Origin of the sequence: Amycolatopsis albidoflavus (assembly GCF_039525725.1) — a bacterium.
Taxonomy (GTDB): Bacteria; Actinomycetota; Actinomycetes; order Mycobacteriales; family Pseudonocardiaceae; genus Amycolatopsis; species Amycolatopsis albidoflava.
Map to the genome: position 1 here is coordinate 455,416 of NZ_BAAAHV010000009.1, position 24,838 is coordinate 480,253.

Annotated in this window: 26 protein-coding genes; 14 read left to right on the forward strand and 12 right to left on the reverse strand. The window is 68.2% G+C overall.

Annotated elements, in window-relative coordinates:
* Position 1 precedes the first annotated feature (1 nt).
* The gene (locus ABD156_RS14160; protein WP_344271974.1) at positions 2–178 is read right to left on the reverse strand and encodes a CsbD family protein; all 177 of its coding nucleotides are present in this window, start codon (positions 176–178) and stop codon (positions 2–4) included.
* 229 nt (positions 179–407) lie between these two features.
* Here ABD156_RS14160 and ABD156_RS14165 point away from each other — a divergent pair, with 229 nt between their 5' ends.
* Positions 408–617 (forward strand): TOBE domain-containing protein, encoded by a 210-nt coding sequence (locus ABD156_RS14165; protein WP_067580482.1) that lies wholly within the window; start codon positions 408–410, stop codon positions 615–617.
* Positions 618–635: 18 nt separating this feature from the next.
* Here ABD156_RS14165 and pdxR read toward each other — a convergent pair whose 3' ends face one another.
* Positions 636–2,033, reverse strand: coding sequence for a MocR-like pyridoxine biosynthesis transcription factor PdxR (gene pdxR, locus ABD156_RS14170; RefSeq protein ID WP_344271979.1), 1,398 nt, complete (start codon positions 2,031–2,033; stop codon positions 636–638).
* A 46-nt stretch (positions 2,034–2,079) separates the two neighbouring features.
* Here pdxR and ABD156_RS14175 point away from each other — a divergent pair, with 46 nt between their 5' ends.
* The 5 genes from ABD156_RS14175 to ABD156_RS14195 all read left to right on the forward strand — a co-directional run bounded on the left by ABD156_RS14175 (position 2,080) and on the right by ABD156_RS14195 (position 7,267).
* A complete protein-coding gene (locus tag ABD156_RS14175; RefSeq protein WP_344271982.1) occupies positions 2,080–2,565 on the forward strand; it encodes a carboxymuconolactone decarboxylase family protein in 486 nt (161 codons plus the stop codon).
* A 368-nt stretch (positions 2,566–2,933) separates the two neighbouring features.
* Positions 2,934–4,127, forward strand: a complete 1,194-nt coding sequence (wecB, locus tag ABD156_RS14180; RefSeq protein WP_344271985.1) for a non-hydrolyzing UDP-N-acetylglucosamine 2-epimerase — start codon at positions 2,934–2,936, stop codon at positions 4,125–4,127.
* Entirely contained in the window at positions 4,124–5,806 is a 1,683-nt protein-coding gene (locus ABD156_RS14185; protein ID WP_344271987.1) for a DUF2334 domain-containing protein, read from the forward strand. Before wecB ends, ABD156_RS14185 begins: the two co-directional genes overlap by 4 nt.
* Positions 5,807–5,828: 22 nt before the next feature.
* Positions 5,829–6,002 (forward strand): hypothetical protein, encoded by a 174-nt coding sequence (locus ABD156_RS14190; protein WP_344271990.1) that lies wholly within the window; start codon positions 5,829–5,831, stop codon positions 6,000–6,002.
* The gene (locus ABD156_RS14195) at positions 5,999–7,267 is read left to right on the forward strand and encodes a glycosyltransferase family 2 protein (protein ID WP_344271993.1); all 1,269 of its coding nucleotides are present in this window, start codon (positions 5,999–6,001) and stop codon (positions 7,265–7,267) included. Before ABD156_RS14190 ends, ABD156_RS14195 begins: the two co-directional genes overlap by 4 nt.
* A 6-nt stretch (positions 7,268–7,273) precedes the next feature.
* Here ABD156_RS14195 and ABD156_RS14200 read toward each other — a convergent pair whose 3' ends face one another.
* From ABD156_RS14200 to pdhA, 3 genes are read right to left on the reverse strand one after another with little or no spacing between them, the layout of a single operon-like run.
* Complete coding sequence (locus tag ABD156_RS14200; protein ID WP_344271996.1) at positions 7,274–8,515, reverse strand: dihydrolipoamide acetyltransferase family protein; 1,242 nt, start codon at positions 8,513–8,515, stop codon at positions 7,274–7,276.
* Positions 8,515–9,531, reverse strand: a complete 1,017-nt coding sequence (locus ABD156_RS14205; protein ID WP_344271999.1) for an alpha-ketoacid dehydrogenase subunit beta — start codon at positions 9,529–9,531, stop codon at positions 8,515–8,517. Before ABD156_RS14205 ends, ABD156_RS14200 begins: the two co-directional genes overlap by 1 nt.
* Complete coding sequence (gene pdhA, locus ABD156_RS14210; RefSeq protein ID WP_344272002.1) at positions 9,528–10,628, reverse strand: pyruvate dehydrogenase (acetyl-transferring) E1 component subunit alpha; 1,101 nt, start codon at positions 10,626–10,628, stop codon at positions 9,528–9,530. The genes ABD156_RS14205 and pdhA overlap by 4 nt, the downstream gene beginning before the upstream one ends.
* A 161-nt stretch (positions 10,629–10,789) precedes the next feature.
* Between pdhA and ABD156_RS14215 the strand changes: the two genes are divergently transcribed.
* A complete protein-coding gene (locus ABD156_RS14215) occupies positions 10,790–11,221 on the forward strand; it encodes an Lrp/AsnC family transcriptional regulator (RefSeq protein WP_344272005.1) in 432 nt (143 codons plus the stop codon).
* Positions 11,222–11,228: 7 nt separating this feature from the next.
* On the opposite strand, the gene ABD156_RS14220 is transcribed toward ABD156_RS14215, so the two are convergent.
* Positions 11,229–11,717 (reverse strand): GNAT family N-acetyltransferase, encoded by a 489-nt coding sequence (locus tag ABD156_RS14220; RefSeq protein WP_344272007.1) that lies wholly within the window; start codon positions 11,715–11,717, stop codon positions 11,229–11,231.
* 41 nt (positions 11,718–11,758) lie between these two features.
* Positions 11,759–12,481, reverse strand: coding sequence for a VOC family protein (locus ABD156_RS14225; protein WP_344272009.1), 723 nt, complete (start codon positions 12,479–12,481; stop codon positions 11,759–11,761).
* A 151-nt stretch (positions 12,482–12,632) separates the two neighbouring features.
* Between ABD156_RS14225 and ABD156_RS14230 the strand changes: the two genes are divergently transcribed.
* On the forward strand, positions 12,633–13,319 hold the full coding sequence (locus ABD156_RS14230; protein ID WP_344272012.1) for a GNAT family N-acetyltransferase: 687 nt from the start codon (positions 12,633–12,635) through the stop codon (positions 13,317–13,319).
* On the opposite strand, the gene ABD156_RS14235 is transcribed toward ABD156_RS14230, so the two are convergent.
* Positions 13,301–14,140: an alpha/beta hydrolase gene (locus ABD156_RS14235; protein WP_344272015.1), complete on the reverse strand. Its 840-nt coding sequence runs from the start codon at positions 14,138–14,140 to the stop codon at positions 13,301–13,303. The genes ABD156_RS14230 and ABD156_RS14235 overlap by 19 nt on opposite strands.
* Positions 14,141–14,302: 162 nt before the next feature.
* Here ABD156_RS14235 and ABD156_RS14240 point away from each other — a divergent pair, with 162 nt between their 5' ends.
* The 3 genes from ABD156_RS14240 (at position 14,303) to ABD156_RS14250 (ending at position 17,239) form a co-directional block, all read left to right on the forward strand.
* Entirely contained in the window at positions 14,303–15,073 is a 771-nt protein-coding gene (locus ABD156_RS14240) for a thioesterase II family protein (RefSeq protein WP_344272018.1), read from the forward strand.
* Positions 15,066–16,634, forward strand: coding sequence for an acyl-CoA carboxylase subunit beta (locus ABD156_RS14245; protein WP_344272021.1), 1,569 nt, complete (start codon positions 15,066–15,068; stop codon positions 16,632–16,634). The genes ABD156_RS14240 and ABD156_RS14245 overlap by 8 nt, the downstream gene beginning before the upstream one ends.
* Before the next feature lie 395 nt (positions 16,635–17,029).
* Positions 17,030–17,239, forward strand: coding sequence for an acyl-CoA carboxylase epsilon subunit (locus tag ABD156_RS14250; protein ID WP_344272024.1), 210 nt, complete (start codon positions 17,030–17,032; stop codon positions 17,237–17,239).
* Between the two features lie 332 nt (positions 17,240–17,571).
* Here ABD156_RS14250 and ABD156_RS14255 read toward each other — a convergent pair whose 3' ends face one another.
* Genes ABD156_RS14255 through ABD156_RS14265 form a run of 3 tightly spaced genes read right to left on the reverse strand, consistent with a single transcriptional unit; the run spans position 17,572 to position 20,617 of the window.
* Positions 17,572–18,225 (reverse strand): response regulator transcription factor, encoded by a 654-nt coding sequence (locus ABD156_RS14255; protein WP_067580506.1) that lies wholly within the window; start codon positions 18,223–18,225, stop codon positions 17,572–17,574.
* A 23-nt stretch (positions 18,226–18,248) separates the two neighbouring features.
* The gene (locus tag ABD156_RS14260; RefSeq protein WP_344272029.1) at positions 18,249–19,364 is read right to left on the reverse strand and encodes a sensor histidine kinase; all 1,116 of its coding nucleotides are present in this window, start codon (positions 19,362–19,364) and stop codon (positions 18,249–18,251) included.
* Positions 19,355–20,617, reverse strand: coding sequence for a nucleotide disphospho-sugar-binding domain-containing protein (locus ABD156_RS14265; RefSeq protein WP_344272032.1), 1,263 nt, complete (start codon positions 20,615–20,617; stop codon positions 19,355–19,357). Before ABD156_RS14265 ends, ABD156_RS14260 begins: the two co-directional genes overlap by 10 nt.
* 232 nt (positions 20,618–20,849) lie before the next feature.
* On the opposite strand from ABD156_RS14265, the gene ABD156_RS14270 reads away from it, so the two are divergent.
* On the forward strand, positions 20,850–21,782 hold the full coding sequence (locus ABD156_RS14270; protein ID WP_344272035.1) for a proline iminopeptidase-family hydrolase: 933 nt from the start codon (positions 20,850–20,852) through the stop codon (positions 21,780–21,782).
* Positions 21,775–22,734: an ACP S-malonyltransferase gene (locus ABD156_RS14275; protein WP_344272038.1), complete on the forward strand. Its 960-nt coding sequence runs from the start codon at positions 21,775–21,777 to the stop codon at positions 22,732–22,734. Before ABD156_RS14270 ends, ABD156_RS14275 begins: the two co-directional genes overlap by 8 nt.
* Here the strand turns inward: ABD156_RS14275 and ABD156_RS14280 are convergent.
* Positions 22,727–22,972, reverse strand: coding sequence for a phosphopantetheine-binding protein (locus ABD156_RS14280; RefSeq protein ID WP_344272042.1), 246 nt, complete (start codon positions 22,970–22,972; stop codon positions 22,727–22,729). The genes ABD156_RS14275 and ABD156_RS14280 overlap by 8 nt on opposite strands.
* A 233-nt stretch (positions 22,973–23,205) precedes the next feature.
* Here ABD156_RS14280 and ABD156_RS14285 point away from each other — a divergent pair, with 233 nt between their 5' ends.
* A complete protein-coding gene (locus ABD156_RS14285) occupies positions 23,206–24,702 on the forward strand; it encodes an AMP-binding protein (RefSeq protein ID WP_344272045.1) in 1,497 nt (498 codons plus the stop codon).
* Positions 24,703–24,838: the final 136 nt, after the last annotated feature.

Here is a 24,838-nt window from a genome sequence, read left to right on the forward strand (position 1 = left end):
GTCAGTCCTTGGTGCTCTTGAACGCGTCCTTCACCTTCTCGGCGGCCTGCTTGAGGTTGCCCTTGCCCTGCTCTGCCTTGCCTTCGGCCTGCCACTGCTCGTTGTCCGTGGCGTTGCCGATCGCTTCCTTGGCGCGACCCTTAAGTTCTTCGGCCTTGTTTTCGGCTTTGTCGTTCACTGTGGGTCCTCCCTTTCTCGTCCCTCGCGCTTCGGCTACCCGCTCTCCGGCGCGGCAAACTCGCGAAAACGCGGAATCGGCGCGTACCCGGTCCGCGGGCAGCACCTGCGGACACGGTCGAGTGACTGCCTCCGCACCTGCTGCGGGCGGTCGGGGACGGCGGCAGCGAATCGGGAGATTTCCCTTTACTGTGGCCGTGTTCCGTTCAGTTTCGAAGGAGTTTCACGCCATGCGTCTGTCCACTCGCAACCAACTCACCGGCACTGTGTCCGCGGTCCAGCCCGGTGCGGTCATGACCGTGGTCACAGTCCAGCTCGACGGCGGGCAGTCTGTCGTCGCCTCGATCACCAAGGACGCCGCCGAGGAGCTTGAACTCGAGGTCGGCAAGCCGGTGACCGCGCTGGTGAAGTCGACCGAGGTCATGCTCGGCGTCGAGTGAGTGATGTCGAGTGAGTGATTAGGGCAGCACCCGGCACAACGCGGCCAGCGCGCCCGACCACGCGCTCGCCGACGGCGTGCTGAAACCGATTACCAGCGCGTCGCGGTCCGCGGGCGCGTCGGGATGCCGGAACGCGCCGAGCCCGTGCATGGCCAGCCCCTGCCACGCGGACCCTTGCACCACGGCGTCTTCCTCGCCGGACGGCACGTCCACGAGCACCTGCAATCCGGCGGACAGCCCGGTCACCCGCGTGTTCGGGGCGTGCTCGGCCAGCGCCGCGACGAGTTGGTCGCGCCGGCGGCGGTAGTGCAGCCGCATCGCGCGGATGTGCCGGTCGTAGCTTCCCGACGTGAGGAACTCGGCCATCGTGAGCTGGTCGAGCACGCCGGAGTGCGGGTCGCGCTCGCCCTTGATTTCGGCGGCGACTCTGGCGATCCGCGGCGGCAGCACCATCCAGCCGAGCCGAAGTCCCGGTGCGAGTGCTTTGCTGGTGGTGCCAAGGTAAATCACGTGTTCCGGGTCGAGCCCCTGCATCGCGCCGACCGGGCTGCGGTCGTAGCGGAACTCGCCGTCGTAGTCGTCCTCCAGCACCAAGCCGCCGGTCCGGCGCGCCCAGTCCACCACCGCGGCGCGGCGGTCCGGATGCAGCGCGACGCCGGTGGGGAACTGGTGCGACGGCGTCAGCAGTACTGCGCCGACGTCGGGCAGGTCGTTGAGGCGTTCGACCATCGCGCCGTCGGCGTCCACCGGCAGCTGCGGGGTGTCCAGGCCGACCTTGGCGAGATGCGCGCGATGCACCTGCAGGCCGTATGACTCCACAGCGACCGCCGGCGTTTCTCGCTGCTTCAGTACTTCGGCGAGGACGATGAGACTGTGCGACGTACCCGTGCAGATCATGATCTGGTCCGGGTGCGCGCGTACGCCGCGAGTGCGGGCGAGGTACTCGGCCAGGGCTTCGCGCAGCTCCGGGCGGCCGTACGGACCGCCGTAGCCGAACGCGTCGTCTGGCGCGACGGCCAGTGCGCGGCGTGCGGCCTTGAGCCAGTCTGCGCGAGGGAATGCGGACAGATCCGGCTGTCCGGGGCGTAGGTCGTGCACGATCCGGTGTCGCGACGCGGGCTTCGGCACAGTCGGCGCGGGCGCGATCTCGGCGCGCGGGGCAACCCGGGTTGCGGCGCCTTGGCGCGCGGTGAGCCAGCCTTCGGCGACGAGTTCCGCATACGCTTGCGCCACGGTGTTCCGGGCGATGCCGAGATCCGCGCCGAGCGTGCGGCTGGACGGCAGTTTCGCGCCCGGGGCGAGGCGTCCGGTGCGGATGGCGTCGCGCAGGGCCTCCATCAGGCCGTCGCGCAGGCGAGGCCCGCGCAGGTCGAGGTGGAGGTCTTCACTCAGCGAACTGGCCCACTCCGCGCGCACGGAAATGGACCATAACAGAGTGCCAATCGCTCGTAGAGTCGAAACCATGACCACGACAGAACGACTTCCGGTGGAACCGCCCCGCCTCAAGATGGCGGAGCTGGCGCCCGAGGCCTACAAGGCGATGATCCGTCTCGACGCCGCGACCCGGCACGGCCTCGACCCCGCGCTGCGGCAGCTGGTGCTGATCCGCGCGTCGCAGCTTAACCACTGCGCCTTCTGCATCGACATGCACTCGAAGGACGCGTTGGCCGCCGGTGAATCGACCGAGCGCATCATCCAGCTCCCGGCGTGGCAGGAGTCGAAGCACTTCTACACGGCGAAGGAGGTCGCCGCGTTCGAGTTGACCGAAGCGGTCACCGTGCTCACCGACGGTTTCGTGCCGGACGAGGTCTTCGCCCGCGCGGCCGAGCACTTCGAGGAGGCCGAGCTGGCTCAGCTGATCGCGACGATCACGGTGATCAACGCGTGGAACCGGTTCGCCGTCACGACGCGGATGGTGCCCGGCGAATACGTGCCGGGGAAACACTGACCCGGTGGTCTGGACCACTATGTGAGCAGGATCGCGGGCGGCCATACCGTCGGTTTGACCGCGGAATGGAAAAAGGGCATCCGGGTTTCGGGTGCCCTTTTCCGCGACTGGTGACTTAACCGATCCAGCGTGATTACCTTGTGTGCTCGACGTGCCTGGTGCATCCGGGTTCGGCTAAGTAAGCAGCTGCTTAAAACCGAGGTTGACCGCGGTTTGGTGCCTTACTGACGGCTTGTGACGGCGACTACTGACGGTGAGTTTTACCCGCGAGGGTGAGGTCTATTCCGGATGCCGCGGTTAGCGTGGTCGGCGCGATCCAGGGGTTCTTTCCCGGTTCGTGTCCGCTCTCGCTGAAATGGAGTTCCGTGATGACCCGGGGTGACGCACCGGTGGTCTGGCTGATTGCCGGAACCCGGCCGGAGGCGATCAAAATGGCGCCGGTCGTGCAGGAGATGCGCCGGTCCGGACGGCTGGAGCCGGTGCTCGTCGCGACCGGGCAGCATCCCGAACTGGTCGACCAGGTACTCGCGGCGTTCTCGCTGACCCCGGACCTGCGGCTCACGCTGAACCGGGTCGACGGCGGTCAGCCCGAGTTGTTCTCGCAGCTCGTCACCGGTCTGGACGCGCTCGCCGCGCAACGGCCGCCCGCGGCGGTGCTCGTGCAGGGCGACACGACGTCCACTGTGGCCGGTGCGCTGGTCGCGTTCTGGCGCAAGATTCCCGTGGTGCACTTGGAAGCCGGGCTGCGCTCCTTCGATCTGCAGTCGCCGTTCCCGGAGGAGTTGAACCGGCGGCTGGTCACGCAGACCGCGAGCCTGCACCTGGCCCCGACGCCGGCGGCCGCGCAGAACCTGCGTGCCGAAAGCGTCGACGACAGCGTTCTGCTGGTCACTGGAAACACTGTGGTGGACGCGATTTCCCGGGTTACTGACCGGCCAGTGTCCTTTGCCGACAGTGCGGTCGCCGATGTGGTCGAGTCGGCGACGCGCGGCGAGTGCCGGCTGGTTCTGGTCACTGCGCATCGCCGGGAGTCCTGGGGCGAGCCGCTGACTCGCATTCTGTCCGCTGTGGACACTCTGCTCGCGCGCCATCCGGACGTTCGCGTGCTGCTGCCGATGCACCCGAACCCGGCGGTGCAGGAGGCGGTCACTTCGGCGCTCGCCGGGAACCCGCGCGTGGTGCTTACTCCGGCGCTGCCGTATGAGCAGACCGCGGCGGCGATCGCGGCGAGTTCGCTCGTGTTGTCCGATTCCGGTGGTATTCAAGAGGAAGCGCCGACCTTCAAGGTGCCGGTGCTGGTGCTGCGGGACACGACGGAACGGATGGAAGCGGTCGACGCTGGTTGCGCGATGCTCGTCGGCACGGATGCCGAGCTCATTGTGGACACCGCGTCGAGGCTGTTGACCGACCCGGCGCAGCGCGCGGCGATGAACGCGCGCACCAATCCGTTCGGTGACGGCCGTGCCGCTGAGCGCACTGAGCAGGCGGTGGCCTGGTTGCTCGGCCTGACTGTTGAAGCGCCGGAGCCGTTCGTTCCGGAGTTGGCCGAGGTTGTGCAGTGAAGCAACGGTTCCCGGCATGGTTGCGGCTCGGGATCATTGTCGTCGCGGTGGTCAGTTTGGTCGGCGGGATCGTCGTGGTGGTCTCGGACCACGGCTCCGGCTCGGAAGCGGCTTCGCCGATTGAACCGGTTCTGCGGCAACCGAAAATCGGTCTGGCCGGTCCTGGTGGGCGGGACGACCGGCGTACCTTGGTGCTGTTCGACGACGGGCGACGGTTGCGGCCGAGTCCGCCCGCGACGCAGGTCGCGGAGGAGGCGCAGGCCAACGCGATCCAGACGGCGAACCTGGTTTCCCGTTCCACCGCTTGGCGAATGCAGCCCGCCGCCGACTATCAGCGCGGTGAGCTGAACGAGTACCAGGCGGTCGTTTACGTCGGGACGGTTTACGACGCACAGTTGCCGCCCGCGTTGCTGGACGACGTGAGCCGGACCCGGCTGCCGGTGGTGTGGATCGGCAGCAACATCTGGCAGCTGTTCGACCACGCGCCGACACTCGCCGGGAAGTGGGGTTGGACGTGGGCACCGTTCCGAGAGGACAAGATCACGACGGTGTCCTACCGGGACACTGACCTGCGGCGCGATCCCAACGCGGGGGTCGATGTCGTGGGAGTCCGCGTGACGTCGGCGAAGGCAAAGGTGCTGGCGCAGGCGAAGTCCGCGGACGGCGCGACGTCGCCGTGGGCGGTCCACAGTGGATCGTTTACGTACCTTGCCGAAGTTCCGTATTCGTATGTTGGCGCGGGCGATCGTTACTTGGCTGCTGCGGACATTCTGCTCGGCGTGCTCTCGCCGGACGCTCCGGAACGCCGACGTGCGCTGGTACGGATCGAGGACATCGGCCCGCGGACGCCACCTGCCGAAGTTCGGGCGATCACCGACTATCTCAGCGGGCGCGGCGTACCGTTCTCGCTGGCGGTGTATCCGTACTACGCGGATCCGCGCGGGGAAGCGAACGGCGGCAAGCCGACGTTCGCGAGGCTGGTGGACAGTCCGGAACTCGTTGCGGCGCTGCGGGATGCCGTCGCGCGAGGCGGGACCTTGGTGATGCACGGCTACAGCCACCAGTACGGCGAGACGGACAATCCGTACTCGGGAACCAGCGCTGCGGACTACGAGTTCTACCGCGCGACCGTCGACCACAAGGACAATGTGCGGCTCAGCGGACCGGTTCCGGAGGACTCGCCGGAATGGTTCCGCAGTCGCATCGCGACCGGGCTCGCCGAGTTCGACCGAGTCGGACTGCCGCGGCCGGCCGCGTTCGAGTTCCCGCACTACGGCGGGTCCGCTGTGGACTATCAGGAGGCGGGCCGGATCTTCCCGATGCGGTACGACCGGGGCAGCTACTACGCCGGCCAGTGCGACGGCGGCCAATGTGGACTGACGGACGTGTCCTATCGCGAGGTCTACGGCCAGTTCTTCCCGTATCCGGTCCGCGATGTCTACGGGACTGTCGTGGTGCCGGAGAACGTCGGCAACGTCGCTCCGGCCAAGTTCAACCAGCATGCCGCGCGCACTGCCGACGACATCCTGGCCGACGCGAAAACCCATCGCGTGGTGACCGACAGCGTCGTCAGTTTCTACTATCACCCGTTTCTCGGCATCGGCGACCTTCGGAAGGTGGTCGAGGGCATCGAGGGGCTCGGCTATCGCTTCGTGTCGCCCGCTGCCGTTGCTGCTTGAGTTTCTTCTGGAAGGAAAAGAAATGTCTGTCACCCGGGTCGCTCCCGCGGTCGTCTCCGCTGCCGCGATCGGTGTCGCACCGTTCCACGGGGTGCTGTGGTTTGTCCTGTCCGTGGCTGGCTTCGTCGCAATGGCGTTCACGGTCCGCTCGGTTCGCCTGCGTGCCAACGGGTCTCGGGGTCGGCACGCGGCATGACGCAGCCGTGGTGGTTCGTGCTCCTGTTGTGCTGGTGGCCGGTGCACAACCTGGTTCTGGCGGCCTTTGCCTGGCGTGCACCGCGACCTGCTTCGGAACGATCCTCCAAGCCGTTGCTGTTCTGGATTGTCATTCCGGCGCTGAACGAAGAACGCGTCATCGCCAACACGGTGCGGAATGCGTTGCGGCTGGGCACTCCCGAAACTCCGGTGCGAGTGCTCGTCATTGATGACGGATCCGACGACGGTACGCCGGAGATCCTCGCGGGCATTGCTGACGAACGGCTGCATGTGCTGCGGCGTGACTTGCCGCAGGCTCGGCAGGGCAAAGGCGAGGCTCTCAATGCGGGTTACCGGTACATTGACGGCATTGCCGAGCGGGAGGGCACTGTTTCGCAGACCGTTGTGGGCATCATCGACGGTGACGGGCGCGGCAGCGCCGGGCTGCTTACGGAAGTGGCGGCGATGCTGCGGAGCCGAGGCGTCGGCGCGGTGCAATGCCGGGTGCGAATCCACAATAGACACCGATTGCTGGCATTGTTGCAGGACTTGGAGTTCGGCGCGATCGCGGATGCTTCGCAATCGTTGCGGGATGTGCTCGGCAGCGTCGGGATGGGTGGCAATGGGCAGTTCACGCGATTGTCGGTGCTGCGGAGGTTCGGGCCGTCGCCGTGGAGCGACTGCCTGGTCGAGGATCTTGAGCTGGGTCTTCGGCTGCATCTGGCCGGGGTGCGGATCCGGTACACGCAGCGGGCTTGGGTGACTCAGCAGGGGCTGGAGGACGTGCGTCGCCTGCTGCGTCAGCGGACTCGTTGGGCACAAGGAAACCTTCAGTGCTCACGGCATTTGCGTAGTCTCGCGACCTCGCGGTTCATTGCCGGGACTGGGTTGTTCGACTTCCTGGTCTATCTCGTGGTGCCTTGGCTGACTGTTCCGCTGTCCTTGCTCGCGGCGGCGCTGCTGGTCATCGTTCCGGTGGCGTTGGTGACTGGGAACTCGTTCGGCGGTTTGGTCGCGGAGACCGGGAATCTGACGCAAGCGGTGGCGTTGTGGCTTGCTGCGTTGCTGCTGCCGGGGATCATGTGGGCGATCGTCTACTTTGTCCGGTTGCGCGACGAACCGCTGCCTCGGGCGTTGCTGGCCGGGCTGTGTTATCCGGCGTTCCTGTTGCTCGGCGTGCTGGCGACGTGGCGAGCGGTGTTCCGGATCGTCTTGAAGCGGAATGTGTGGGCGAAAACGGAAAGGCTGGCAGAGTTGCCAGCCTGACCGTCCTCACAGGGTGCGCAGGAGCCGTACTGGGTTTTCCATGCAGTCGGCGACGAAGCGCAGGAACCCGCCTGCGGTGCCGCCGTCGCAGACGCGGTGGTCGAACGCCAGCGTCAGCTCGGTGATCTTGCGGGCGGTGACCTGACCGTCCACAATCCACGGCCGGTCGATGATCCGGCCGACGCCCAGGATCGCGACCTCCGGGTAGTTGATGATCGCGGCCGAACCGTCCACTCCGAACACCCCGTAGTTGTTCACGGTGAACGTGCCGCCGGTGAGGTCACTCGGAGCGAGCCGTCCGGAGCGGGCTTGTTCGGTGCGGTCGGCGAGCGCGGCGGACAGATCTTCCAGCGTGTGCTGGTGCGCGTTCTGGACCACCGGGACGACCAGGCCGCGGTCGGTCTGCGCGGCGAATCCCAAGTGGACGGCGGACGGGATGACGATCTCGTCGCCTTCCAGATGCGCGTTCAGCTCGGGGAAACGGCGCAGGCCCGCGACGGCGAACCGGGCGATGAGCGCGAGCAGGCTGAGCTTCGGGGCATGCGGATCGCTGTTGAGCGCGGTGCGCAGCCGCAGCAGTTCGGTCGCGTCGACGTCCACCCAGACTGTCGCCTCGGGGATTTCGCGGCGAGAGCGGGTGAGTTTGTCGGCGACGGTTTTGCGGAGGCCGCGCAGGGGGATTCGTTGCTCGTCGGTCGTTGCCGCTGGGGGCGCTGGGATTTCCGTGGCGGCGATCGCGCGTTCTACGTCGGCGCGGCTCACGATGCCGTCGGTTCCGGTGCCGTTGAGCGCGTGAAGGTCCACTCCGGACTCGCGGGCTAGACGGCGGACTAGCGGGGACACGACGCGGATGCGGTCCGAAGTGGACTTCGGTGCCGCAGCTGGCGTTGAGGCAGGAGCCTTGCTTCCGCGGGGTTGCCTCGCCCGTCGGGTGCGGGTTTGGCTGGTGCCATAGCCAATCAGGACATTCCCGCTGCCCTCCGGCGTGACGACGCCGGGCTCAGTGAAGTCCGCGGCACTGTCCACAGTGATCAAGGGACTGCCGACGGTCAGCACCTCGCCCGCTGCTCCGTGCAGTGTCGCGACCCGGCCCGCGAACGGCACCGGGACCTCGACGCTTGCCTTCGCGGTCTCGACCTCCACCACGGTCTGGTCCACGGTCACCGTGTCGCCGACCGCGACGTGCCACGCGACGATTTCCGCCTCGGTCAGACCTTCGCCGAGGTCGGGCAGTTTGAAGACGGCCATCACTTCTCCCCGTCGAGCGGTGCCGCGTCGTCCCACTGGAGCCGTTCGATCGCGTCCAGGATCCGGTCGACGCCCGGCAGGTGGTGCTGTTCCAGATTCGGCGCGGGATAAGGAATGTCGAAACCGGCGACGCGCAAGACCGGCGCTTCCAGGTAATGGAAACAGTGCTCGGACAACTGCGCGGCGACTTCGGCGCCGTAGCCGCAGAATCGGCTCGCTTCGTGCACCACGACCGCGCGGCCGGTGCGACGCACGGACGCGGCGACCGTTTCCAGGTCGAAGGGCGCGAGGCTGCGCAAATCGATCACTTCGGCGTGGTAGCCCTCTTCCGCGGCGGCTTCGGCAGCTTCGAGAGTCGTGCCGAGTGCGCCGCCGTAGGAAATGAGGGTGACGTCGCTGCCTTCGCGGCGAATCACCGCTTTGTCGAGACCAGGCGAGCGCCGTTGCGGGTCAACGGTTCCCTTTTCCCAATACCGGCGCTTGGGCTCGAGGAAAATGACCGGGTCCGGGCTGTCGATCGCCTCGCGCAGCAGGGTGTAGGCGTCGTCCGGCGTGGCCGGGGTGACGACGCGCAGGCCGGCCGTGTGCGTGTAGTAGACCTCGGACGAGTCGCAGTGGTGCTCGACGCCGCCGATGCCGCCGCCGTAGGGAACCCGGATCACCACGGGCAGTTCGACCTGGCCCTTGGTGCGGTTGCGGAGTTTGGCGAGGTGGCTGGTGATCTGCTCGAACGCGGGGTAGGCGAAGGCGTCGAACTGCATCTCGATCACCGGGCGCAGGCCGTTCATCGCCATCCCGATCGCGGTGCCGACGATGCCGGATTCGGCCAGCGGCGAGTCGAAGACGCGGGCGTCGCCGAAGCGTGCGGCGAGTCCGTCGGTGACGCGGAAGACGCCGCCGAGCGTGCCGACGTCCTCGCCGAAGACGAGCACGCGCTCGTCCTCGGCGAGGGCGTCGGCGAGGGCGCGGTTGAGTGCGCCGGCGAGGGACAGCGTCGTGTCCAGAGTGGCGGTCATGCCTGGTCCTCGGTGTTCTCGTGCGCCAGATCGGCGGCCTGCTGCCGCAACGCGGCGGTCGGTTCGGCATAGACGTGCCGGAAGAGATCCGCCGGGTCGAGCTTGGTATCGACGTTCATCCGCTCGCGCAACGCGGCAGCTTCCTCTTCGGCGCGCGCGTCGATCTCTTGCTGCGTCTTGTCGTCGAGGAGGCCACGGTCGGTGAGGTACTGCTTAAGGCGGCTGATGGGGTCGCGAGTGAGCCACTGCTCCACTTCGGCCTTGTCGCGGTAGCGCGTCGCGTCGTCGGCGTTGGTGTGCGACTCCATGCGATAGGTGATGGCCTCGATGAGCGTCGGCCCTTCGCCGGCGGCGGCGCGCTCGACAGCCTGCTCGACGACAGCGTGTACGGCGGCTGCGTCGTTGCCGTCCACGAGTACGGAGGGCATGCCGTAGCCGACACCCTTGTACGCGAGCGAAGGCGCGGCGGTCTGCTTCTCGAGCGGGACGCTGATGGCGTAGCCGTTGTTCTGTACGAGGAAGACGACCGGTGCTTTCCAGACGGCGGCGAAGTTCAACGCTTCGTGCGTGTCGCCTTCACTGGTGGCACCGTCACCGACGAGAACGAGCGAGACCGTGTCCTCGCCCTTCACGCGGGCAGCGTGTGCGAAGCCGACAGCGTGCAGCGTGTTGGTGGCGAGCGGCGTGCACTGCGGAGCGACATTGGCGCGGTACGGGTCGTAGCCGCAGTGCCAGTCGCCGCGCAGCAGCGTAAGCACCTCGACCGGGTCGACGCCGCGCGCGACGACGGCCATCGAGTCGCGGTAGGTCGGGAAAAGCCAGTCCTGCGGGCGAAGCGCAAGGATCGAGCCGATCTCGGCGGCCTCCTGCCCGCGTGCCGACGGATACACCGCGAGCCGGCCCTGTTTGGTGAGCGCGGTGGCCTGGGTGTCGAAGCGGCGTCCGGAAACCATGCCGCGGTAGAGGCGGAGGAGGACGTCGTCCGCGGGCATCGCGAGCGCCGGATCGGGCGTCGGCGCGCCGTCGGCGGTCACGAGGCCGAGCGGCTCGTCGCTGGGCAGGAAATAGGACGCGGCAGTGCGTTCCGTGGTGGTCACCGACAGCTCCCATCGACAAAGACGAGTAGGCCCTGATACTCGCCGTCGGGCGATCAAGGGTCCAGACTTGTTCGGCAAGTGTGGAATGATGACCGGGTTGTGGAATCTCTGCTGGACGATTGGCTTGGGAGGCGGCGCGGATGTCCCGGCCGGATGGACAAATGGCAGCGACGCTCGACGAGATCGACCTGAAACTGATCGCCGAGCTGAAGAAAGACGGCCGCGCTTCGATGCGTGCGCTGGCCGAACGCGCGCACATTTCGCGGGCCGGTTGCTACACGCGCGTGGAGCGGCTGCACCGCGAGGGAGTGATCACCGGGTACGCGGCCGTGACTGATCCGCGCCGGATGGGGCAGGGGCTGGCCGCGTACGTGTACTTGAAGGTCACGCAGAACTCGTGGCGCACGGTGAGCGCGGAACTCAAGCACATCCCGGAAATCGAACACGGCGGCCTGGTGTCCGGGGACAACGACCTGATCCTGTTCGTGCGGACTCGCGACGCGGACAGCCTGCGAGACTTGGTGTTCGAGCGGCTGCAGTCCATGCCGGACGTGCTCTCGACGCACACCGTGCTGGTCTTCGACGAGCTGTGAGCCTTGGTCAGGCCGCTTTGACCAGGTAGACCGCGAGCTGGAGGACGCCGGTCGCTTCGAACGGCATCGGCGCGCGGCGATACCCGGCCCGTTGGTAGAGGGCGATGTTGCGTTCGCTGGACGCGCCGGTGAAGAGCACGTACTGCTTCGTCTCCGGCGGGGCGTGGCGCTCGGCGTGCTCAAGGAGGACGCGTCCGAGGCCGCGCCCTGCCAGATCGGGCGCGACCATCAGGCGGCCGATCTCCCAGCCGCCGTCCTCGACCGTGCGGGCGCGGACCGCGCCGACGAGCCGGTGTCCCTGCCGGACGACCCAGCTGCGCCAGGTCGTGATCGACTCGCGGACCTCTTCGAGGTCTTCGGTCAGCGCGGGATGCTCCAGGGTGTTGTTGAGCAGGGCTTCCTGGACCCAGCAACACCGCTGGAGCACCATCAGCTCGGCGGCGTCGTCCGGGGTCGCTGGGCGCAGGGTCGCGCCGGGAAGGGTTTCGAGGTCCACCTGTCCTGTTCTAGCACCGAGTTCAGGGCGATGGAGCCGGTTCAGGAACCCAGGACGAACTCCGTGCCGAACGGATCGCGGACGGTCACCATGCGTCCGTAGGGGCTGTCTTGCGCTTCGACCACCTCGCCGCCGTGTTCGACGGCCTGCTTGCCCGCCGCGTCAGCGTCGCCGACGAGGAACAGGGTGCCCCACGCCGCCGCTGTGGCGGACTGGTCGCCGATGATGCCGCCGATTTCATGGCCGTCTGGGCGGCGGAGGAAGGTGAAGTCGACGCCGGCGAGGTCGTCGTTGCCATCGAGGGTGAAGGCGAAGACCTCGCAGTAGAAGTCGCGCGCCTGCTTGGGGGTTGGCGTGACGAGGTCGTTGCGCAGCAGGGTGCCGGGCTCGTTGACCAGCCTGGCCCCGGGGAGTTTGCGGCCTTGCCAGATCCCAAACCGCGCCCCGGTCGGGTCTTCCGCGACTGCGACGCGGGCGTGGTCTCCGTCGTCGTGCGGTTGGTCGAGAAGCTTGCCGCCTGCGGCGGTGACGGCTTTCGCGGTGACGTCGCAGTCGTCGGTGGCCAGGTAGACGGTCCAGCCTGCTCGAGGGTCGGTTGCTTGGCGCAGGCCGGCGACCGGGAGGTCGCGCAGCAGACAATGATTGCCGTCGAAGGTCCAGCCGAGGACGGCGCGGTAGAAGCGTTGCGCGCGGTCCAGGTCCGGCACGGCGAGGTCGATCCAGGTCGGGGTGCCGAGCGGCTGGTTGCGGTCGACGGTGCTCATCGAGATCCCTTCGTCAGTGATGGCGGCGACGCTATGGCGGATTGCGGACAGCAGCGGTCCTCGGCTGCTCAGCATGTGGGAGGAAGTGGCCGGGGCTGGTCCGGCGCACGCATTCTTGACCGGGTACCCCGGATCGGAATGGCAGGCGAGAATGAGCACGTCCCCGCTCGAAAACCCCGCTTGGGCCGCGTTGAGCGGCCCGCACGCGTCGTTCGCGGAGCAGAAGGGGCAGGTGCTGCGGTATCCGGTGGACGTCTCTCCGTTCCTTGCCGTGCCGGACGAGCCGGACGAGCGGGTGTGGCACGACATCGCCGACCTCATCGGTCCGGGCGCGTCGACGGTCGTGGTCGGCGCGGTCGGGACGCCGCCGCCCGCGGACTGGACGGTGGAGGCCGAGATCGCCGGGGTGCAGATGGACGGCTCGGCCGCTCCGGCAGCAGCCGACGCCGAGGCGGTGCGGCTGACCGCGGCGGACGTGCCGGAGATGCTCGATCTGGTGTCCCGGACGAAACCCGGCCCGTTTCTGCCCCGTACGATCACTTTGGGCACCTACTTGGGCATTCGCCGTGACGGTGTCCTGGTGGCGATGGCGGGCGAGCGGATGCATCCGCCGGGGTGGACGGAGATCAGCGCGGTCTGCACGGATCCGGCGTTCCAGGGGCAGGGCCTGGCCGCCCGGCTGGTGCTGGCGGTGGCCGCGGGGATCCGGGAACGCGGGGAACGGCCGTTTCTCCACGCCGCCGGGACGAACACCGGCGCGATCCGGTTGTACGAGAAGCTGGGGTTCCGGCTCGCCCGGCACATGCAGTTCGGCGTTTATCAGGCTCCCTCCCGGTAGCCGGCGGTCCCGGCGAGGATTTCGGCGAGGGCTGCCGGGCGGAGCAGCGGATCGACGTGGCCGACGGGCAGGGAGTACACGTCGAAGGGGTTGTCGGGGGTGAGGGCGTCGGCTTCTTCGATGAAGTGGTCTTGCAAGGCGAGGGGCATGCTGGCGTCCGCGGTCAGCCGGACGTAGCTGTGCGGGATCCGGCCCCAGGCCGCTGGGTCTACGACGTCGGTACCGGCGTCTCGCGATTCGTCGGGGTCAAGGGTAGACAGGAAAGCGACCACTTCCGCGTCGGTGCCGTCGGTGGTCCAGGCGCGTTTCAGCGCGGCCAGGTGCGTGGGATCGGTGGTGCGCCAGTTCATCCGGACGGCGGCCAGGCGTCGCGGGTCTCCGATGGGGTTGACGCCGGTGTCGGGCGGCCTGAAGGCTGGGGTCGCGAGGTAGTCGGCTGCGGTACCAGTGACACAGCACCAGGCGGAGACGTAGACGGTTCGTGCCAGCAGGTGCGGGACAGCGTTGGCGACGCTCGTGACGGTGAAGCCGCCGCGGCTGTGCCCTAGGAGGATCACCGGCCCGTATTCGCTTACGCGGCGGACGGTTTCGACGACGTGTGCGACGTTGTCGGCGTGCGTGATGCCGGCCAGCGGCGAGGGTTCTTCGGCGAAGGCCGCGAGGTCCTGGGCCTGGTAGGCGGTGGAGAAGCCAGCGGTGCCGTGGCCGGGGAGGTCGACGGCGAGGCTGCGGTGACCGCGCAGGGCGAGTTCGCGGTGGAGCGCGGTGAAGCAGCGTCCGGAGGCGTAGGAGCCGTGCACGAGGACGAACGTTGGCTGCATGCGGGAATCCTTCGGCCAAGGGGGCTGGGCGTGACTGTCCATTGTGGATCTAGGGGGAGTTAGGGGTCGTTGCGCGCGGTGGGCGCGGTTACCGTGGGTCGGCGAAGAAGGATCCGTGGCCGGGTCGTCCCGGCGCAGACGTCGGAAAGGCGGTGGGACGACATGACGGGTAGCGCGAATTCCGACGAGGACAGCTGGTTTCGCCGCTTCCACACGTCGCCCGAGGCGAAGGCAAGGCTGGTGTGCCTGCCGCACGCCGGAGGTTCGGCTCCGTTCTACTTCCCGGTTTCGCGGGCGCTGACGCCGGACATCGAGGTGCTCGCGGTGCAGTACCCGGGCCGCCAGGACCGGCGGCACGAGCCGTTCCTGACCACCATCGACGCGCTGGCCGACCGGATCGCCGAGCTGCTGCGCGGCCGCGACGACCTGCCGCTCGCGCTGTTCGGCCACAGCATGGGCGCGATGATCGCCTTCGAGGTGACGCGCCGACTGGAGGCCGCGGGCACCGCCGTGGACACGCTCTTCGTGTCCGGCCGCCGGGCCCCGTCGCGGCATCGCGACGAGAACGTGCACACCCGCACCGACGACGGCGTGATCGACGAACTGCGCCGGTTGAGCGGCACCGAAATGGACCTGCTCGGCGACGACGACGTCGTGCGGATGATCCTTCCCGTGGTGCGCAACGACTATCGCGCCGTGGAGACCTACCGGTACCAGCCGAGCTTGCCGCTGGCGGCCCCGGTGGTCGCGTTCACCGGCACCGACGACCCGGTCGCCTCGGTCGACGAGGTCCGGTCGTGGGGCGACCACACTTCGGCGGGCTTCGAGCTGGTCCCGCTCGCCGGCGGGCACTTCTTCCTGACCCGGCACCAGGACGTGATTCTCCGGTATCTGACCGATCGGCTTGTCGACAAGGGGCGTGCACATGTCTGAGGCACTGGCGGTCGGATTCGACAGCAGGCTCGAGGAACTGCGGGAGATCAAAGAGGCCGCGCGCCGCGGCCCCGACGACGCCGCGACCGCCCGCCAGCACGACCGCGGCAAGCTGACCGCGCACGAACGCATCGAACTGCTGCTCGACCCAGGTTCCTTCACCGAGATCGAGTCCTTGCGCCGGCACCGCGCGACGGCGTTCGGCCTTGAACACCGGAAGCCGTATTCGGACGGCGTTGTGTGCGGCTGGGGAACGGTCTATGGGCGCACGGTTTTCGTGTACGCCCACGACTTTCGTATTTTCGGCGGCGCGCTTGGCGAGGCGCACGCCCAGAAGATCCACAAGGTGATGGATCTCGCCGCCGCGGCCGGTGCGCCGTTGGTGTCGCTCAACGACGGTGCGGGCGCGCGGATTCAGGAGGGCGTGACGGCGCTCGCCGGGTACGGCGGGATCTTCCAGCGCAACACCCGGTCTTCGGGGGTCATTCCGCAGATCTCGGTGATGCTCGGCCCGTGTGCCGGCGGTGCCGCGTACTCGCCCGCGCTGACGGATTTCGTGTTCATGGTGCGGGAAACCTCGCAGATGTTCATCACCGGCCCGGACGTGGTGCACGCGGTGACCGGCGAGGAGATCACCCAGAACGGTCTTGGCGGCGCGGACGTGCACGCCTCGACGTCGGGTGTCGCCGCCTTTGTTTACGACGACGAACCCAGCTGTCTCGAGGACGTGCGGTACCTGATTTCGTTGTTGCCCTCCAACAACAACGAGGTGCCACCGGTGGAGCAGACGGCCGATCCGGCGGACCGCCGCACGGACAAGCTGCTCGAGGTGGTGCCGACGGACTCGGCCCGCGCGTACGACATGTGCGCGGTGATCGAGGAAATCGTCGACGACGGCGAGTTTCTCCAGGTGCACGCCGGTTGGGCGACGAACGTGGTGTGCGCCCTGGCGCGGCTGGACGGGCACGTGGTCGGGATCGTCGCGAACCAGCCGGCGACGCTCGCCGGGGTGCTCGACATCGAGGCGAGCGAGAAGGCCGCGCGGTTCGTGCAGACGTGCGACGCGTTCAACATTCCGCTGGTGACGCTGGTCGACGTGCCGGGCTTCCTGCCCGGGGTGGACCAGGAACACGGCGGCATCATCCGGCATGGCGCGAAGCTGCTGTACTCCTACTGCAACGCGACGGTGCCGCGCGTGCAGATGATCCTGCGGAAGGCCTACGGCGGCGCGTACATCGTGATGGACTCGCGCTCGATCGGCGCGGACGTTTCGCTGGCGTGGCCGACGAACGAGATCGCGGTGATGGGCGCGGAGGGCGCGGCGAACGTGATCTTCCGGCGCGAGATCAACGCGGCCGACGACCCGGAGGCGGTGCGGCGGCAGAAGATCAAGGAGTACAAGACCGAGTTGATGCACCCGTACTACGCGGCCGAGCGAGGTCTGGTCGACGACGTGATCGAGCCCGGCCGGACGCGGGAAATGCTGATCCGGTCGCTGGCGATGTTGCGGGCCAAGCACGCCGACGTTCCGGCGCGCAAGCACGGGAACCCGCCGATGTGATGGCGGCCCGGGTCGCGCGTCGAGGAACGGGGGATGTGGTGGGGTCGGTCGGAGCGGCCGCGGATCTGGGGCCGGGTGCGGGAGTTTCTGACGCGGACGGCGAATCGGGTGCGGCGGAGTTGCCTGCTGCGCGGGATGGGGTGGCTGGGGTCGGGATTTCTCTGGAGCCGGGGGATTTGGTTGGGTTGGAATCTGGTGGGGTGGCCGGTGAAGGACGCGATGCGATGACGTCTGTGGTCGAGGCGAGGACGGGGGTCCCTTCGGTGCCGGGGGATTTGCCTGGGCTGGAGTCTGGTGGTGCGGTCGGTGATCGACGCGATGCGATGACGTCTGGAGTCGAGGACAGGACGGAGGTCCCTGTGGCACCGGGAGATTCGGCTGGGCTGGAAGCTGCCATGACGCGTGGTGACCAGGGTGCTGCGGCGGTAACGCCCGCAGTACGTGTGGTGCGTGGGAATCCGGACGACGGTGAAGTGGCTGCGTTGTTGGTGGCGTTGGCCGCAGTCGGTCAGGCAGCGGGGAATGGGCGCGAGGAAATTGCCGTGCCGTCACCTCGGCAACCGTCGACAAGGTTTGTTCCGGCGACGAGCTGGCGGGCGCGGTAGCCAGGTCCGGCGATGGAGCGAAGGAGCGGGGCCCGCATCGGCGCAAGGCGATGCGGGCTTTCCGCACTACAGCGTTACCGGCTTCGACAGCCGCACGGAGCATCGGTCTTCGGGATTGCCGGGCTGGGCGGAGTGCCGGTCTCGAAGACCGGCGGTGTGCAGTGGAAGCGTTGCGCCACAGGAGAACAACTACATCGTCCACAACGGACGACACGGGAACAGGTCCAAGATCCATATCCCCAAGCTACCGCCGCCGGTCGAACATCTGCACGGTATCGATCTGGTGAATCAGGCGTGTACGGCGGGGCAGGGTGGATGCGGCGGCTGGGGGATCAGGCGTGCACCGCGGTGCTGTCCAAATACGTAAGCACAGCGCGGATACGACGGTTCTGATCCCGGCTCGCCTCAAGGCCGAGCTTCGCGAAGATGTTGCTGATGTGGTTCTCCACCGCCCCCTGAGTCACCACGAGCGCCTTGGCGATCGCCGTGTTCGACAGGCCCTGTGCCATCTGTGCCAGGACCTCGGTTTCCCGCGCCGTCAACGCCTCCAGCGGATCCCGGCTGCGGGACAGCATTTGCGCGACCACGTCCGGGTCGATCGCCGAACCTCCGCCGGCGACGCGGCGGACGGCTTCCAGGAAATCCGCGACGTCGGCGACTCGTTCCTTCAGCAGGTAGCCGACGCCGGAAGTGCCTTCCGCGATCAGGTCTACCGCGTAGCTTCCTTCCACATACTGCGACACCACCAGCACCGGCAGGCCAGGGATTTCCTTGCGGGCGGCCAAAGCCGCGCGCAGGCCCTCGTCGGTGAAGGTCGGGGGCATGCGGACGTCGGCGATGACCAGGTCGGGGCGGTGGTCTCGGATCGCCACCAGCAGATCGTCGCCGTTGTCCACCGCGGCGGCGGTTTCGATGCCGACGTCCGCGAGCAGGCTTTGCACTCCGGCGCGCAACAGCACCGAGTCTTCCGCGATCACGACGCGCATTTTCCTTGCCTCCACAACAGGATTCACCAGCGGACGGGCAGATCGGCCCGTACGACGGTGGGGCCGCCGACGGGGCTGACGACGGTGAGCACGCCGTCGATCGTGGCGGCGCGGTCGGCCAGGCCGGCCAGGCCGCCGCCGGGGCGCATCGAGGCGCCGCCGTGGCCGTTGTCGGTGATTTCCACGACCACGGTGTCGTCGTCGCGGGTCACTCGCACGGACGCGCGGTCGGCACCGGAATGTTTGGTCACGTTGGTGAGCGTTTCGCTCACGATGAAGTACGTCGTCGTTTCGACAGGTGCGGGCGGACGGGGTTGTACGGTAACCTCGACCTCAATAGGGATAGGCATTCTTGCGGTAAGAGAAGACAACGCGGCGTCCAGGCCACGATCCTGGAGCACCGGCGGATAGATCCCGCGCGCCAGGTCGCGCAACTCCGAGACAGCGAGTTTCGCGTCGGCGTGCGCGGCTCCGATGAGTTCGCGGACCGCGGTCGGGTCGTCGAGATCGAGTTTGAGCTGGGCCCGGCCCAGGCTCATCGCGACGGACACCAGCCGCTGCTGCGCGCCGTCGTGCAGGTCGCGTTCGATCCGGCGTCGTTCGGCTTCCACCGCGTCGACTCCGCGTGCTCGCGAGTTCTGCAGCTGCACCGTGCGCGCTTCCAGTTGCGCGGTGCGGTTCGGGCCGAGGAACGATGCCGCCAGCTCGCCGTGCATCGCCCCGATGCGCGGCGCCACGAAGATTCCGAAAGGAGGTACTGCGGTGGACACGACGCCCGCCACGAATTCCACGATGCCCAGCGGAAAAGCGATCAGCACGAACGCGAACTCGCGCCAGGTGGCGGGGTCGAGCAGGCGCGCCTGCCACACCGCGAGCATGCCCGGGCCCGCCGGACGGCGGCGGACGGGTTCGGCGATCGCGGCGCCGAGCATCTGGTGCGCCCAGCGTCGTTCGAACGCGCAGTACGAACGCATCAGCGAGGTCGCGACCAGCAGGATCGGGATGCCGATCCACAGCATCGTCGTCCCGACGCCGACCAGCATGGTCACCAGGATCAGCACGAACGCGGCGAGCCGGATCGGGAGGCTCAGCACCAGAAACCCGATCGTGCGCATGGTCGGAGGCCGCGTCACGGGCATAGCGCGATCCGTTCCAGCTCCGGCACGAGGTCGTCGAGAGTGGGCGTCGCCAGCATCTCGTCGCGCACCTCGAGCGCACACTCCCGAAAGGACGGTTCTTCCAGCAGCCGGCACACTCCGTCGCGGACACTCGCGGGCGTCACGTCCTCGAGGTCCACCAGCAATCCGTTGCCGCGCTTCACCTGAGCCACCGCGGAGCCGCGTTCGCTCCACGTGGTGCCCGGGATGACCAGCTGCGGGACGCCGTTCACCACCGCGTTGCTGATCGTCGCGCCGCCGCCCTGGTGCACGATCGCCGAGCACGAGGCGAGGAGTTCGTTCATCGGCACGAAATCGACCGCGCGGACGTTGTCCGGGATCGCGCGCACGGACGCGAGCTGGCTCGCGTTCAACGTGGCGATCACCTCGATGTCGAGGTCGGCGAGCCCGTCCAGCAGATCTCCGACCGAGGTCTCCTCGACGCCGAGCACCTGCCGGTTGGAGATGCCGAGGGTGAGCATCACCCGCGGCCGCTCCGGCCGCTCCAGGACCCACGCGGGGATCGCCATCGGCTTGTTCTGCGGCACGAACCGGGCCGGGACGTAGTCGACGTCCACGCCGTCGTACCGCAGATACGACGGATGGCAGTCGATGGTCCGCACGCCGTAGCGGAGGGCTTCGTCGTAGTCCGCGCCGAACCGGCCGACCGCGGCGGACATCCACGCCACGAACGGGTCCGGCGCGGTGTCCTCGGGGCGGCTGGCTCTGAGGTCGCGGTACTGCGCGCCGATGCGGGCGGTCTGGTCGGCGGCGTACATCATCCGCAGGTGCGGCACGCCGAGCGCGTGCGCGACGATCGGCGCGGCGTAGATCATCGGGTCCCACACCACGAGGTCCGGCTGCCACTGACGGGCGAAGCGGACGAGTTCGTCGAGCAGCGAGTCCGGCGTGGTCCAGCGGAACACGTCGACCCAGTGCTCGTACACGTTGCGGACGTACTCGTCGGTGTAGCACTCGGGACGGCTTTCGGAGATCCGGAAGTCGCCCTGCATCGCGTTGTTGCCGTCGACCTGCAGCTGGCGGTGCCGGGCGATGTCGAGTTCGTCGCCGAACCACATGGCGTCCAGCCCGGTTTCGGCGAACGACGCGACCTCGCGCGGGTTGCGCTGCCCGACGAAGCGCACCTCGTGCCCGGCCGCGGCCAGCGCCCAGCCCACCGGAGCCATGCTGTAAACGTGCGTCCTCGTCGGGAAGACCATCAGCATCACGCGCATCGCGGCAGCTCCGGGTTCGTAGTCACAGGAGAACAAGGGAAACGGTAGGGCCGCGCCAGGCCCGCGCCCACCCGGTAGGGGACCCCTGAATCCGGCACGGGCAAGGAGGATTTGGCTCGGCTTTAGATGCCCCTTAGGGGCTATGGCGCGCGGGCCGCGGCAGATAGACAGGTAATCGGATCCGGCCGCGCTGTGCCGGAGACGGACGAGGGAGGCGAACGAGGTGATGAGCATGGCCGTGGCGCCCACCGCGAAAGGCTGGGTCCCGTTCGGCGAGCACCGCACCTGGTACCGGGTCACCGGGCAACCGGGAGGAGCGGCGCCCGCTGTGGTCGTGGTGCACGGCGGGCCGGGCAGCACGCACGACTACCTGCTGAGCCTGACCGAGCTCGCCGGGCACGGATTCCCGGTCGTGCACTACGACCAGCTCGGCAGCGGCGGGTCGAGCCGGCTGCCGGACGCCGATCCCGGGTTCTGGAACCCGGAGCTGTTCGGCGACGAGCTGGACAATCTGGTGCACCGGCTCGGCATCGAGGACAACTATGTCCTCTATGGACAGTCGTGGGGCGGCCTTGTCGTCGCGCGGCACGCCGCCGAGCGTCCGGACGGCCTGCGCGGGCTGGTGATCGCCAACTCGCCGGCGTCCTACGAGCTGTGGCGCAGCGAGATGGACCGGCTGCGCGCGCTGCTCCCGCCGGGCGTCGACGAAGGCCTGCGGGCGCACGAAACGGCGGGCACCACGGACACGCAGGAGTACTTCGACCTCATGCGCGTCTTCTACGACCGGCACGTCTGCCGCGTGCTGCCGTGGCCGCCCGACTACGTCGCCTCGTTCATGGAGATGGCCGACAACAACACCGTCTACTCGGTGATGAACGGCCCCAGCGAGTTCACCGTCACCGGCACGCTCGCGGACTATTCGGTGGTCGACCGCCTCGACGACATCGAGGTGCCGACCCTGCTCATTTCCGGTGCGCACGACGAGGCCACCCCGGCCACCGTGCAGCCGTACTACGACCGGATCCACGACGTGCGCTGGGAGATCCTCCCGGAATCGAGCCACGTCCCCCATCTCGAGGAACCGGAACGGTTCCGCGAAATCCTGCTGGGATTCCTGCAGGAAGTCCATTCCCCCGCCGAGAGAGAGGTCGCCAGTCATGGATGAGGCCAGCCAGGCCGGATCGGCGGTCGTGTTCCCCGGGATGAGCCCGTGCCGGTTCGTCGACTTCGGCAAGTTCCTGCTCATCAACCCGTTCGCGCGCAGGCTCATCAAGGACGCCGACGACCGGCTGGGCTACTCGCTGGTCGACCGCTTCCGCGAGGCCGAGGGCGACTACTCCGAGTACGCCCAGGTCGGGTTCATGCTCACCTGCGTCGCGCTCGCCGAGTGGGCCGAACAGGAGTACGGGATGAGCCCGGACTACTGCACCGGCCCGAGTTTCGGCGAGAAGCCGGCCAGCGTGTACGCCGGTTCGCTGACTTTCCCGGACGCGGTGTGGATGACCGCGAAGCTCGCGCAATGCCTCGACGAGTTCTTCGCGACCGAGCACACCGACGTCGTCACGCACTCGTTTGTCCGCACCCCGGAAGAGAAACTGCGCGACGCGCTGACGGAACTCGACGGGCGCGGCGAGTGGGCCGACATCTCCTGCTACATCGACCACGACTTCTACATGGTCTCGGTGCGGGAGCGGAACCTCGACTGGCTCAAGCAGACCGTGCGGAGCATGGGCGGGCTGTCGCTGTACACGATGCGTCCTCCGCTGCACTCGCGTGCGTTCGGCGCGTTGCGGCGCAAGGCCGAGGACGAGGTGCTCGGCGGCCTCGACTTCCATGATCCCCTCCTTCCGATCATCGCTGACCAGGACGGTTCGGTGCTGCGGTCCGGCGAGCAGGTCCGCACGATGCTGCTGGACAGCATCGTCGAGCCGCTGCGCTGGCCGGACGTCGTCTCGTCGCTCGAACAGCTCGGCGTGCGCAAGCTGTGGGTGGCCGGGCCGGACACGCTGTTCGGCCGCGTCCGCGCCACCACCAGCCGGTTCGAGGTGACCACGGTGAACCCGCGGCTCGCGCTGCAGCCGCGGCGGCGCGGCGCGGGTCCCTCGCGGGTCAGCTAGCCGGCTGCAGCTGCGACAGCGTCGTCCAGAGGCGTCCGGGGTTCTCGAACGTCTCCAGGTTCAGCGCGTCGTCGGAGAACCGGACGTTGTACTTCTCCTCCAGCACCGCCAGCAGTTCCACCGTGGCGAGCGAGTCGAGGCCGTACTCCTTCAGCGGGGTCTCGGCGGTCAGCGCTTCGTCAGCGGGCAGGAACGGGAGGTACGGGCGGAGGGCTTCGTCGAAAGAGCTGTCCCACATGGCTACTCCGGTGGCTGGGTCGGGCACTTCACCAGGCAGGGAAACCGACCGCCCGGTTCGGTTTTGAACTTTACCCCGCGCCGTCGCTCCCGGGCGACGCGCAGGCACCCCTATTGCTCATCCGGCCGAAAGCAGGCCGACCCCCCACCCGGCACGCAACCGTTGCCGCGAAGCCACGAGGCCGTGACTGTGGTCGGGTCAGCAGCGATCGGCACAGTACGCGGAGGACCACGATGGACACGACGACTACCTCGGGACTGCACTCGCGTTTCCTGCGCGGTCTGGCCCGTTCCGAGTCCCGCCCGGCGGTCAGCGTCGGCGGGGAGACCTTCACCTACGGCGAGCTGCACGAGCGGGCGTTGCTGTGGGGCGGTGCGCTGGCGGAGTCCGGCGCGAACACGGTAGGGGTGCTGGCCGGGAAGGGAGTCACTGCCTACGCCGGGATTCTGGCCGGGCTGTACGCGGGGGCCACGGTTGTCCCGCTGCGGCCGGACTTCCCGGCGGCCCGGACCGCGCAGATGGTCGAGGCCGCGGAGGTGGACGCGATCATCGCCGACGAACGCGGGCTGACCGTCGCTCCGTCGGTGAAGACGCTCCTCGCTCCGGAGGCTAACCAGAAAGGACTGAAAGCGGCCCAAGCCCTCAGCGAGCCCAAGGACGTGCGACCTGAGGACTCCGCGTACGTGCTGTTCACCTCGGGCTCGACGGGACGGCCGAAGGGAGTCCGCATCGGCCACGGCTCCACCGAACATTACTTCGGCCTGCTCGACGCGCGGTACGACTTCACTCCGGACGACGTCTTCTCCCAGACGTTCGACCTGAACTTCGACTGCGCGATGTTCGACCTCTTCTGCGCGTGGGGCGCGGGTGCGGAAGCGGTGGTCCTGCCGGCGGCGGCGTACCGGAACGTGCCGGCGTTCGTGGAGGAGCGCGGCCTCACCGTCTGGTTCTCCACGCCGAGCGCGATCGATCTGGTGCGCCGCACCGGACGGCTCACCCCGGGCGCGATGCCCGGCCTGCGATGGAGCTTTTTCGCCGGGGAAGCGCTGACCGTCCGCGACACTGCGGACTGGCGGGCGGCGGCGGGCAATTCCGTGACCGAGAACCTCTACGGCCCCACGGAGCTCACCATCACCGTCGCCGGGTACCGCTGGGACGACGAGGAAACCCCGCGCGTCGCGGTGAACGGCGTGGTGCCGATCGGCGCGGTGCACGAGGGGCACGAGTACCTGCTCATCGACGAGAACGAGGCGGGGGAGGGCGAACTCGCCATCGCGGGACCGCAGCTGACGCCGGGCTACCTCGACCCGGCCGACGAGAAGGGCCGGTTCCTCGACCGCGACGGGCAGCGCTTCTACCGCACCGGCGACCGGGTGCGCCGGCTCGGCGGCGACGATCTCGCGTACCTGGGGCGGCTCGATTCGCAGGTGCAGGTGCTCGGCTGGCGGGTGGAGCTCACCGAGGTGGAGCACGCGCTGCAGACGTGCGGGGTGCAGGCGGTGGCGCTCGGCGTCCAGGGCGACGCCGGGACCGAGCTGTTCGTCTTCTACACCGGGCCGCGGCGGCCGGTGCTCGAACTGGTGCGAGCGTTGCGGGCGGTGCTGCCCGAGGGCGTGATCCCGCGACGGTACGAGCATGTCGAGGAGTTCCCGCTGAATTCCAACCGGAAGATCGACCGGAAGACGCTCGCCGGGCGCGCCGCGGAGATCCTCAGCCCCGTCCCCGCTTAAGGTTCGTGAAGGGCTCCTTGAGGGAATCAGATTCCCGGAAGGAGCCCTTCACGGACCGGCAGACTGCCAGCTAGGGGCCGTTAGGGGTGTGGATCACCGCCTGCGCGCGGATAACTTTCCCGACGTCGGGGAGCTA

Excerpts from the sequence above, each read along its gene's own strand:
- ABD156_RS14165 (WP_067580482.1), top strand. The coding sequence starts at position 408 with ATGCGTCTGTCCACTCGCAACCAACTCACCGGCACTGTGTCCGCGGTC.
- ABD156_RS14175 (WP_344271982.1), top strand. The coding sequence starts at position 2,080 with ATGACCACGACAGAACGACTTCCGGTGGAACCGCCCCGCCTCAAGATG.
- wecB (WP_344271985.1), top strand. The coding sequence starts at position 2,934 with ATGACCCGGGGTGACGCACCGGTGGTCTGGCTGATTGCCGGAACCCGG.
- ABD156_RS14190 (WP_344271990.1), top strand. The coding sequence starts at position 5,829 with ATGTCTGTCACCCGGGTCGCTCCCGCGGTCGTCTCCGCTGCCGCGATC.
- ABD156_RS14195 (WP_344271993.1), top strand. The coding sequence starts at position 5,999 with ATGACGCAGCCGTGGTGGTTCGTGCTCCTGTTGTGCTGGTGGCCGGTG.
- ABD156_RS14200 (WP_344271996.1), bottom strand. The coding sequence starts at position 8,515 with ATGGCCGTCTTCAAACTGCCCGACCTCGGCGAAGGTCTGACCGAGGCG.
- ABD156_RS14205 (WP_344271999.1), bottom strand. The coding sequence starts at position 9,531 with ATGACCGCCACTCTGGACACGACGCTGTCCCTCGCCGGCGCACTCAAC.
- ABD156_RS14215 (WP_344272005.1), top strand. The coding sequence starts at position 10,790 with ATGGCAGCGACGCTCGACGAGATCGACCTGAAACTGATCGCCGAGCTG.
- ABD156_RS14225 (WP_344272009.1), bottom strand. The coding sequence starts at position 12,481 with ATGAGCACCGTCGACCGCAACCAGCCGCTCGGCACCCCGACCTGGATC.
- ABD156_RS14230 (WP_344272012.1), top strand. The coding sequence starts at position 12,633 with ATGAGCACGTCCCCGCTCGAAAACCCCGCTTGGGCCGCGTTGAGCGGC.
- ABD156_RS14235 (WP_344272015.1), bottom strand. The coding sequence starts at position 14,140 with ATGCAGCCAACGTTCGTCCTCGTGCACGGCTCCTACGCCTCCGGACGC.
- ABD156_RS14240 (WP_344272018.1), top strand. The coding sequence starts at position 14,303 with ATGACGGGTAGCGCGAATTCCGACGAGGACAGCTGGTTTCGCCGCTTC.
- ABD156_RS14245 (WP_344272021.1), top strand. The coding sequence starts at position 15,066 with ATGTCTGAGGCACTGGCGGTCGGATTCGACAGCAGGCTCGAGGAACTG.
- ABD156_RS14250 (WP_344272024.1), top strand. The coding sequence starts at position 17,030 with ATGACGCGTGGTGACCAGGGTGCTGCGGCGGTAACGCCCGCAGTACGT.
- ABD156_RS14255 (WP_067580506.1), bottom strand. The coding sequence starts at position 18,225 with ATGCGCGTCGTGATCGCGGAAGACTCGGTGCTGTTGCGCGCCGGAGTG.
- ABD156_RS14260 (WP_344272029.1), bottom strand. The coding sequence starts at position 19,364 with ATGCCCGTGACGCGGCCTCCGACCATGCGCACGATCGGGTTTCTGGTG.
- ABD156_RS14265 (WP_344272032.1), bottom strand. The coding sequence starts at position 20,617 with ATGCGCGTGATGCTGATGGTCTTCCCGACGAGGACGCACGTTTACAGC.
- ABD156_RS14270 (WP_344272035.1), top strand. The coding sequence starts at position 20,850 with ATGGCCGTGGCGCCCACCGCGAAAGGCTGGGTCCCGTTCGGCGAGCAC.
- ABD156_RS14275 (WP_344272038.1), top strand. The coding sequence starts at position 21,775 with ATGGATGAGGCCAGCCAGGCCGGATCGGCGGTCGTGTTCCCCGGGATG.
- ABD156_RS14280 (WP_344272042.1), bottom strand. The coding sequence starts at position 22,972 with ATGTGGGACAGCTCTTTCGACGAAGCCCTCCGCCCGTACCTCCCGTTC.
- ABD156_RS14285 (WP_344272045.1), top strand. The coding sequence starts at position 23,206 with ATGGACACGACGACTACCTCGGGACTGCACTCGCGTTTCCTGCGCGGT.